General features: G+C 48.3%; 7 protein-coding genes. All 7 read left to right on the top strand.

The features are described 5' to 3' along the window. Positions 1 to 305: 305 nt before the first annotated feature. On the top strand, positions 306 to 770 hold the full coding sequence (locus tag Q0R37_RS13345) for a VanZ family protein (RefSeq protein ID WP_294755036.1): 465 nt from the start codon (positions 306 to 308) through the stop codon (positions 768 to 770). Positions 771 to 1,329: 559 nt separating this feature from the next. Next, complete coding sequence (locus Q0R37_RS13340) at positions 1,330 to 2,184, top strand: leucine-rich repeat domain-containing protein (protein WP_294755035.1); 855 nt, start codon at positions 1,330 to 1,332, stop codon at positions 2,182 to 2,184. A 219-nt stretch (positions 2,185 to 2,403) separates the two neighbouring features. Then, positions 2,404 to 4,401, top strand: coding sequence for a glycosyl hydrolase (locus Q0R37_RS13335; RefSeq protein ID WP_294755033.1), 1,998 nt, complete (start codon positions 2,404 to 2,406; stop codon positions 4,399 to 4,401). Between the two features lie 49 nt (positions 4,402 to 4,450). Continuing rightward, a complete protein-coding gene (locus tag Q0R37_RS13330) occupies positions 4,451 to 7,189 on the top strand; it encodes a glycoside hydrolase family 9 protein (RefSeq protein ID WP_294755032.1) in 2,739 nt (912 codons plus the stop codon). A 133-nt stretch (positions 7,190 to 7,322) separates the two neighbouring features. Beyond that, on the top strand, positions 7,323 to 9,158 hold the full coding sequence (ftsH, locus tag Q0R37_RS13325; RefSeq protein ID WP_294755031.1) for an ATP-dependent zinc metalloprotease FtsH: 1,836 nt from the start codon (positions 7,323 to 7,325) through the stop codon (positions 9,156 to 9,158). 18 nt (positions 9,159 to 9,176) lie between these two features. Further along, complete coding sequence (locus Q0R37_RS13320) at positions 9,177 to 9,881, top strand: stage II sporulation protein R (protein ID WP_294755030.1); 705 nt, start codon at positions 9,177 to 9,179, stop codon at positions 9,879 to 9,881. A 202-nt stretch (positions 9,882 to 10,083) separates the two neighbouring features. Then, the coding region (infC, locus tag Q0R37_RS13315) for a translation initiation factor IF-3 (RefSeq protein WP_294755029.1) at positions 10,084 to 10,584 on the top strand (501 nt) is incomplete at its 3' end.

Raw genomic sequence — 10,584 nt, 5'->3', positions numbered from 1 at the left:
AATCAGTACTTCTTGGCCCTTTTCCGTATCCCTTGAAGACGAAGCCACCTTACGCCGAAAGGCCAATACACTGGTGTTGTTGGTCACCGTCACCCACTCCACGTCAGTCCTGTCGTCGAGTGCTGCTACGTCGTGTTTCAGTGCACAAAGTGTTCGCAGCGTGTTTTTCATATACGACCTTATCCGCAGGATGTATTATATGGCGTGAGCCCGCGGCAAAGATGATATATATGGTATTTTTATCCGTGCCTGTTGCTATTTTCCGAATTATGTGTTATAATTCCATTATGAAAGGATAAGCGATTATGAAGATCAATATCAGCAGACAAAAACTTGAAAGAATAATAATCATCATGTGCTGGCTGCTTATGCCTGTATATCTTTATTTTGTTATTAAGCTTACTCTCAGGGGCAGGCATCTGTCACACAGAAAAATGATACTGTGGCCCTTCTGGGAATACAGAAAGCTGTATAAATCGACAAGGCCGTTTTACTGGGTAAAGCAGATATTCTGCAATATCATCATGCTTCTGCCGTGGGGGCTGATGCTGTCGTTTATGAATGAAAGGTTCAGAAGCGCAAAACGCTTACTTTTAGCAGGGGCAGGCTTTTCGTTCTTCATAGAAATGACGCAGTTCATCCTGAAAAGAGGGCATTTTGAACTTGATGACCTCATGAACAATACGCTGGGAGCTCTTATCGGCTATGGCATATATGTTCTGATTGAAAGGAAGCTGCTGTCCCGTCTGTCCGACGAAAAAAATGAATAAGCGCATTTTGCCGCAGCTTTTTTCGGGAGCTGCGGTTTATTTTTTTTACTATTGATAGGGCGGTTTTCATAGCCTTTTGTATTAGCAAAATATTGGTATACGTGCAGTATAATAATTGGTCAAAAACTATCATCAAAACGTATAATCGGAAGCTGCTTCACTTGTGTAAATATACGAAATTACGATATAAACCACTGATTTATATTGACATACGGAGAGTAATATGCTATACTATAACCATAGAAGGGGAGGTTCATAAAACCTCAGAAGATAAAGATAAGTTATTGAGAATGGGCATGGACCAAAGGGGGTTGGATAAGCAGCCGACACATAGCGTGTTGGCTGCTTTTGTGTACGGAGCTGAGAGCTCCTTTTTTTATGCCTTCATGAGAAAATATCCGCATAAAAACGCGGGATATCGTCAGCGTTTGCGTGGACTTTATGTTCGGTATCGGACAATAATGCGGAAATTACATGGGATATAACGGGAAATACATAAAAAAACTGCTATGAATTGACCGCGGGAGCTGATATACTGGTCCTGAAGGAGGTTGCTGCAATGGTTGATTTTTTTCTTGCCGAACATTCGGAGCACGGCGGCGGAAACGTTGAACTGCTGTTCTCGGTGGTAAACGGAGAAGCGACGGTCACGGGGTACGAAGGCGAGCCTGTCAGTATCGTTATCCCTGATTTTTTCGGCTGTTACCCCGTTACTGAGCTCCGTGACAACGCATTCTGTAACTGTGCAACTCTGAAAGAGATATGTATATCACAAAATGTTCGAAAAATAGGGCATCACTGCTTTTATGCCTGTTCTCATCTCAAAAGGGCGGAGCTTCCCGCAGGACTCATTGAGATAGGGGCGGGCTGCTTCTGCGGCTGTGACAGGCTCGTTGACATTGAGCTCCCCGAGATGCTGAAAGCTCTTCCGGAGTCATGCTTCCGCGCCTGCCTGAGCCTCGAAGAGCTCGCGCTGCCGGAAGAACTTGAAAGCATAGGCGGGCTTTGCTTTTCCGACTGCGAAAAACTGAGCAGGGTGAATGTAGGTGAGAGTATCGGGAGCATAGGTGACGGCGCGTTTTTTATGTGTCCCGAGCTTACGGACATATATTTGCCGCCTGCCTGTGAGTCCATAGGTTTTCGGGCTCTGGGCTACGGCTGCAGCGGCATTGAGCTGACTAAAAACGACGAACTGAGGATAACGGGTGAGAGAGGCTCTGCCGCACAGAAATACGCCCTTGAGAACGGCTTCCTTTTTTCTGAACGGAAAGAAGCTGCCGAAGCCTTTGCGTCCGTATCTTCTGTATTAAAAAGCAATGCGGATATGCATGAACTTATCCTTTCGGGAGCTATTGTACTTGCAGCTTTTACAGCTGTTGTCATTCGATGCTTTATTTTACATAAGCGGAAATGAAATGCTTAAATAATTGAGCAAATACCCCTCCGAACTGACCGTATATTGCGGAATCAAAAAAATTCACCATTTTGAGGAATGTTTTGAGAAAGCTCTTGCATTTTCAGTAAAAATGTGCTATTATAGATTAGTAGGTATGCGTTAAGTCCGATAATTAAAGTAGGCGCTTAAATTATCGGGTTAATATAATTTAATATTATACGATCTGGAGGGATCATATTGAAGAAAGAGATAAAAAAGCGGTCCGCAGGCACTGTGGCGGCTGCTTTCATCGCTGTGACGGCGATGAGTTTTCCCTCTGCACCGAAAGCTCCCGAATCTGCTTCTGCGGCTGACAGCGTTCTCAGGTACGAGTTCGAGGACGGTAAGACGGAAGGCGGAAAGATCCACGCAAACGGAGCTTCTGACGTAAAGACGGAGGATTTTCCCGAAGATACCGACCTCAGCGGATACTCGGGAAAGGGATTTGCTTACCTCGATCAGAAAGGCACTGCTCTCAGTATCGAAGCGGATGTTCCCGAAGACGGGCTCTACGAAATGACGATATGCTACTGCGAGCCAAGTGATCCGCGCAAAAAGGTCCAGTATCTCAATGTCAACGGAGTTAATCAGGGAGAGCTGACCTGCCCCTACACAAACAAGTTCGCCGAGACCTCAGGCGGCGTCGTAAATCTGAAAAAAGGAAAGAATACCATTGAGATCAAGGCTTACTGGGGGTATACCTTTTTCGATTACCTTACGCTCAGACCTGCTTCGGAAAAGCTGAAAAAACTGTCGCCTACGAGAGAGCTTTCAAATCCGAAGGCTTCCGAGACTGCAAAAAGGCTTTACAGCTATCTCTGCGATGTGTACGGAAAACATATCATATCAGGTCAGCAGGAGTACTGCGGCGACCATAACTATAACCTATGGAACAGTCCCGATGTCTTTATCAAGGACAATGAGGCTGAGTTTGAATATATACTTGAAAAGACAGGCAGACAGCCTGCCATAAGAGGCATTGACTTCCTCGCTTACAATTCCTCGTCGGAATGGCGCGATCACGCTCCCGAGCGTGTTATCGAGTGGGTGAACAAGTACCACGGCATCGCCACTGTTTCGTGGCACTGGAACGTGCCCTGCGAGGAGGGAAGCTCCGATATCGCATTCTATGTTGAGTCGGCAAACCCGAAGTTCACCACTTTCAGTATCACAAAGGCTCTCGAGGAGGGCACATGGGAAAATAAGGTCATTATGGCTGATATCGAGCTTATTGCGGGCGAGCTGAAAAAACTGAAGGACGCTGATGTGCCTGTGCTGTGGAGACCTCTCCACGAAGCGGAGGGCGCATGGTTCTGGTGGGGAGCCGAGGGCGCAGAGCCCTGTAAAAAGCTCTACCGTCTGCTCTATGACAAGCTCACCAACGAGTACGGGCTCGATAATCTCATATGGATATGGACGGGCTCTACCTCGCCCGAAGCTGCCGACTGGTATCCCGGAGACGATGTTGTGGATATCATAGGCTGCGACAAGTACAACTGCATGGACGGACTTCCTAATCTCAGCTCTATATCATCGACATTCTACAGTCTGGTACAGAGCACGGACGGTCAGAAGATGGTGACAATGTCCGAGAACGATTCCATACCGTCCCTTGAAAATCTTGTCAATGACAAGGCAGCATGGCTTTATTTCTGCCCGTGGTACATGAATTATCTCACCAGCGAGCAGAATAATCCCGTGGACAACCTTATCGAGGTATACAACAGCGATTACTGTATAACCCTCGATGAACTGCCCGACCTCAAAAGCTATCCCATAAACGGAGGCGAAGATGTCAACGTTACGGTCACTACGACCACTAAGCCCGCAGAGACCACGACGACCTCTGTGACGGCGACTTCGTCTGCATCTTCCGCGACAACTACCACTACTACGGCAAAAACTGCTGTAACAGCGACCACCGTTACAAAGCCCGCCGAAACGGCTTCCGGCGCTTCGGAAAACTACAAAAAGGGCGACGCCAACTGCGACGGAAATGTTGATATGTCCGACGCGGTTCTGATCATGCAGGCACTGGCAAATCCTGACAAATACGGCGTGAAAGGTACTGATCCGCTGCACATGACAGTGCAGGGTCAGTCAAACGGTGACGTTGATACAAGCAGTAAAGGTCTTACTTCAAACGATGCGCTGGAGATACAGAAATATCTCCTCGGTCTTGCGAAGTGGGAATAATAAATCATTTGCATTCAATTGAATCACATCATTAAAAAGGGAGGAAAATATGATGGATCACAAAAAATTCACCGCGGCAGTAATGAGCATCGTTACTGCGGCAGCTTCACTGAGCCTGTCTGTTACACCTATACAGGCGGCTGATGAGGCTGAAGAGCAGCAGTTCTGTGCACCTATCAGCGAAGTCGTCAACGACTCGGGTCTTGATATCGACTACGCCCGTGCACTTCAGTACTCGCTCTATTTCTATGATGCAAATATGTGCGGCGATACTGCCGAAAGAGACAGCCGTCTTTCATGGCGCGGCGACTGCCATACCTATGATGCTCATGTTCCTATGATCCCATGGGACAAGGAGACAAACAAGCAGAGCAAGGGCGGCACTAACCTTTCAGCAGCATTCATGGAGAAGTACAAGGATGTTCTCGACCCTGACGGCGACGGCACTATCGACGTTGCAGGCGGCTTCCACGATGCAGGCGACCACGTTGAATTCGGTATGCCCGAGAACTATTCCGCTGCTACTCTCGGCTGGGATTACTATGAGTTCCGCGACGTATTCAAGAAGCTCGGTCAGGACGACCATATGGAGACTATTCTCCGCCACTTCAACGATTACCTCATGAAGTGTACTTTCCGCGATAAGGACGGCACTGTTATCGCTCACTGCTATCAGGTAGGCGACGGTAATATCGACCACGCTATCTGGAACAGCCCCGAGGTAGACACCATGCCCCGTCCCGCATTCTTCCTCACAGCAGACAAGCCTCAGACAGACTATGTTGTTTCTGCCTGTGCAGCTCTTGCTATAAACTACCTTAACTTCAAGGATACAGATGAGGAGTATGCCGAAAAGTCACTTGACTATGCAAAGGCTCTCTGGAAGTTCGCAAACGACAATGAAAAGGAGCTTTCAGATAACGCAGACGGCCCCGGAGCTTTCTACGGCTCAACAAAGTGGGAGGACGACTACTGCTGGGCTGCTGCATGGATGTACCGTGCAACAGGTGATGAGAGCGTATTTGATTACGCCGTTGAGATATTCGATTACTATGCTCCTTCGGGCTGGTGCTACTGCTGGAACGATATGTGGAGCGGCGCAGGCGTTCTCTGGGCTGCCATCAATCAGGAGCACCCCGAGCTCGACCTCGTTCAGAAGATAAGAGACGCACAGGGCAAGAACCAGTACGTTTTCGATGATTTCTGGGACGATGACTGTGTAGGCAAGTGCCTCAAGACATGGAAGCAGCTCGAGACTAAGGGCGGCTTTGCTTACCTCAACCAGTGGGGAAGCTGCCGTTACAACACCGCTATGCAGCTGATCTGCCTTGTTTATGACAAGTACAAGAACAACGGTCAGCCCAGCGAGTGGAGCGAGTGGGCTAAGAAGCAGATGGATTACGTTCTCGGTCAGAACGATATCACATACAAGGAAACCTCAAAGCAGACTGTTCTCGCAGGCAGAAACGGAACACACGGTCCGAGAGCATTCATTGTCGGCTATAATGATACAGCCGTAAAGAATCCTCACCACCGTGCAGCTTCGGGACTTCTCATGGCTGAGGATGCACGTGAGCAGAAGCACATCCTCTGGGGCGCTCTTGCAGGCGGTCCTGACGGAAGCGACGGCCACAGCGACAGCACCAACGACTGGGTAGAGAACGAGGTAACTATCGACTACAACGCTTGTCTCCCGGGCGCAGCAGCAGGTCTCTATGCACTTTACGGCACACCCGAAATGGCTGTAACTCCCGACTTCCCGCCTGAGGACGAGAAGAGAGTTTACGGCAGCGCCAACGGCGAAGGCGGCGGAAGCGGTTACTGGATCGAGGCTGTCGGCGTAGACAAGCCAAACCTCAATGGTGACGGTTCAGGTACAACACAGGTATCCTTCAAGGTACTCACAGGCGAAAGCAAGCCTTCAAAGAATATTTCAGTACGCTACTTCTTCAACATAAAGGAAATGGCAAAGGGCATTGACGGACTCGGTGAGGTCCGCGAGCTCTACGATCAGGCATACACAGAAGACGGTGAGGGAGCTGACGGCGTTCTCACAGGTCCTTTCAAGTACGACAAGGTAGCTGATACATACTACGTTGAGATCACATGGGACGGATACGTTATTGCAAACTCAGGCAAGAAGTACCAGTTTGACCTCGGTATGTACTACGGTGATACATGGGATCCTTCAAACGACTGGAGCTACGAGGGACTCAAGATAGGCAAGAGCGAGGACTTCTTCGCTGTTGACGATCCGCCGGAGACACGTACAGATCACATCTGTATCTACGATAACGGCGTTCTCGTAGGCGGTATCGAGCCTGACGGAACAACTGTTGAGGAGAAGCCGAAGGAGACTACCACAACAAAGCCTAAGACTACAACGACTACTACGACCACATCAAAGACAACCACAACAACTACTACAACTTCCACAACAACAAAGGACAACAAGACCACTACAACTACTTCTACAGAAAAGACAACAACTACAACAACTACTACGACCGATAATCCGCAGATACCCGGAACAGTAGCACAGGGGGATGTAAAGGTAACACTGGCAGGTGACGCTAACTGCGACGAAACTGTTGATATGGCAGACGCAGTACTCATCATGCAGGCTCTTGCTAATCCTAACAAGTACGGACTCAGCGGAACATCTGACAAGCACATCACTTCTCAGGGCGCAGCAAACGGCGATGTTGACAAGGACGCAGCAGGACTTACATCAAACGATGCACTCAAGATCCAGCAGTTCCTTCTTGGCATTATAAAAACATTCTAAGCTATAAAAGCTCTGCACGGCATCGTGCAGAGCTTTTTTCACGCAACTTTCATTTCTGTCACAATTTGTCTGTTGTATTTAGCGGAACTATATGTTATAATTTTATCATACTTGATATAGGAGATGACCATTAATGAATGAAGAAAAAAATCCAAGGAAGCAGTATGCAATATACATAGTCATATGTCTGCTGCTGCTCATGTTCTTTAACTCTATGATAATGCCTATGCTCAATAAGGCAGCCATAAAGGACGCGGATTACAGCTTTTTCCTCGATCAGGTAGACGAGGGAAATGTGGGAAAGGTCCAGATAGAGGATACGGAGATAAAATTCACCGTTAAAGATGCGGACGGCAGGGAACAGGCTTACAGTACCGCACGTATCTATGATCCCGACCTTGTTTCCCGTCTGCATGAGCAGAAGGAAGTTGAGTTCGCAGGCAGTATACAGGAGCAGAGCCCGCTGAGGGATTTTCTCCTCGGCTGGATAATCCCCATACTTTTCATGGTAGTTGTATGGAATCTGATATTCAAAAGCATCGGAAAGCGTATGGGCGGTCTCGGCAATGCCATGTCATTCGGCAAAAGCAACGCAAAGATATACGTTAAGGCTCAGACGGGAAAGACATTTGATGACGTTGCGGGGCAGGATGAAGCCAAAGAAGCTCTTGCGGAGATAGTTGATTTCCTTCACAATCCCGATAAGTATGCTGAAATAGGCGCTGATCTGCCAAAGGGAGCTCTTCTTGTAGGCCCTCCCGGTACGGGTAAAACTCTGCTGGCACAGGCTGTTGCAGGCGAGGCGGAAGTACCGTTTTTCTCGATCTCGGGCTCCGAGTTTGTGGAAATGTTTGTAGGTATGGGAGCTGCAAAGGTGCGTGACCTGTTCAGTCAGGCTACCGCAAAAGCTCCGTGTATCGTATTCATCGATGAGATCGACACCATAGGCAAGAAGCGTGACGGACAGATAGGCGGAAACGATGAGCGTGAGCAGACTTTGAATCAGCTGCTTACGGAAATGGACGGATTTGACGGCAAAAAAGGCGTAGTTATCCTTGCAGCTACCAACCGCCCCGAGTCCCTTGATCCCGCATTGCTCCGTCCCGGACGTTTTGACAGGCGCATACCTGTTGAGCTCCCCGACCTTGCAGGCAGGGAAGCTGTTCTGAAGGTCCATGCAAAGAAGATAAAACTCAGTGAAAATATTGATTTCAATGCCATAGCACGGGCGACGGCGGGCGCTTCGGGTGCGGAGCTCGCAAATATTATCAACGAAGCCGCTCTGAGAGCTGTCCGCAGCGGCAGGAGCTCCGTTGACCAGTCTGACCTTGAGGAGAGCGTTGAAGTCGTAATTGCAGGCTATCAGCGCAAGAATGCAGTTATTTCCCAGAAGGAAAAGGAAATAATCGCCTATCACGAGATAGGTCATGCCCTTGTTGCGGCGAAGCAAAAATATTCCGCTCCCGTACATAAGATAACTATCATACCGCGAACCTCGGGGGCACTCGGCTATACCATGCAGGTGGACGAGGACGAGAAATTCCTTCTCTCAAAAGAAGAAGCGCTTTCAAAGCTGGCAACTCTCACAGGCGGAAGATCGGCGGAAGAGCTTATTTTCAACACCTGTACCTCGGGAGCTTCAAACGATATCGAAAAGGCTACTCAGCTTGCAAGGGCGATGGTAACACGTTATGGCATGAGCAGCAGTTTTGACATGATAGCCCTTGAAACTGTCAGCAACAAGTACCTCGGCGGAGACGCTTCGCTGGCTTGTTCGCCGGAAACTGCGGCAAAGATAGACGAGGAAGTCAATAATATCGTGAAAAAAGCTCACGCAAAGGCTTTGCAGATACTTTCGGAAAACAGCGAAAAGCTCCATGAGCTTGCACACTTCCTCCTTGATAAGGAAACTATCACGGGTGAGGAGTTTATGGCGATACTCGGAAAAGAAACTGTTCCTGCGGTATAAAGCAGGCAAAAGCTGTCAATGATAGGTCATGAGGTGATATTCATGAAAAAGCTTTCATGGCCTGTAATGGCGGCGGGACTTATACTGACCATACTTATTTCAAACATCGGCAGCTTTATTCACGACGGACGCAAGCTTGACGAGCTTCGAGGCAGCGTACTGCGTCTGCATATACTTGCAAATTCCGACAGCGAAAGGGATCAGCAGTTAAAGCTCAGGGTGCGTGACGAGCTGCTTAAAAGCGGTATTTTCGGCGGAGCTTCCGATCTTGCGGAGGCGGAAGCTGTAGCTTCGGAAAAGATAAAAGATATTGAGCGCATGGCTGAAAGAGTCCTCAGGCGCAGCGGCTGTACGGACGAGGTGACGGCAGAGCTTGCTGATACGGATTTTGACGAGCGTACCTACGGTGATATTACCATGCCTGCGGGACGGTACAAAGCGCTTCGCATAAAAATAGGCAAAGCGGAGGGGCATAACTGGTGGTGTGTGATGTACCCGCCTCTGTGTCTGCCCGCTGCCTGTGAAGCTGCGAACGATGCCGATAAAGCAGTTGGTACCGTTGAGGTGGACAAAACAGAAGAAGATAAGCATTTCGACGGAAAGGAGCTCGATATACTTAAGCATCCGAAAAAATACAGGGTCAGATTTGCAATATGGGATAAAATGCGCGGGCTGCTGAAGGGCGATACTGTGCAAAATGACAAAAATGAAGAAGTGCCTTGACAATTTACGGAAATGAGTATATAATTATTGAGTAAACAAAGCAGAACTATGCGTTCTCACCGTCGGGCTATGCTGAAACGGTCAATATGTAGTGAGCTATCGGGCTGTTCTTGCGGCAGCTTTGGTATATTCAATGTGTATTGGTGAGTGCGGATAATTTCTGCACTCATTTTTGTTTTTAAATTATTTTGCTTGGAGGTGCTTGACTATTAGCAAACAGGAACTGCAGATCAACGAAGAGATAAGAGACAAGGAAGTACTCGTAATCGACGCTGACGGTAAAAAGCTCGGCGTATTATCCGCCAAAGAGGCTCAGCAGATAGCCTTCGATCAGGATCTGGATCTCGTTAAGATCGCTCCGCAGGCAACACCGCCCGTATGCCGCGTTATGGACTACGGAAAGTATTGCTTCGAGCAGGCTAAGCGTGAGAAGGAAGCAAGAAAAAATCAGAAGGTAGTTTCTATCAAGGAGATCAGAATGTTCTCCACAATAGATACTCATGACTTTGAAACGAAGGTAAATCAGGCTGTAAAGTTTTTACAGGGCGGCGATAAACTCAAGGTATCGGTTAGATTCCGCAAAAGAGCTATTGCACATCCCGAACTTGGAAGCGAGCTGCTTGATCGCTTCAAGGAAGCAGTTTCTGAGGCAGGCACTGTGGATAAGCCGGCTAAAATGGAGGGACGCAGCATAGTAATGTTC

The organism is uncultured Ruminococcus sp. (assembly GCF_946415235.1).
Taxonomy (GTDB): Bacteria; Bacillota; Clostridia; order Oscillospirales; family Ruminococcaceae; genus Ruminococcus.
This window is presented reverse-complemented; position numbering and strand designations above follow the sequence as displayed.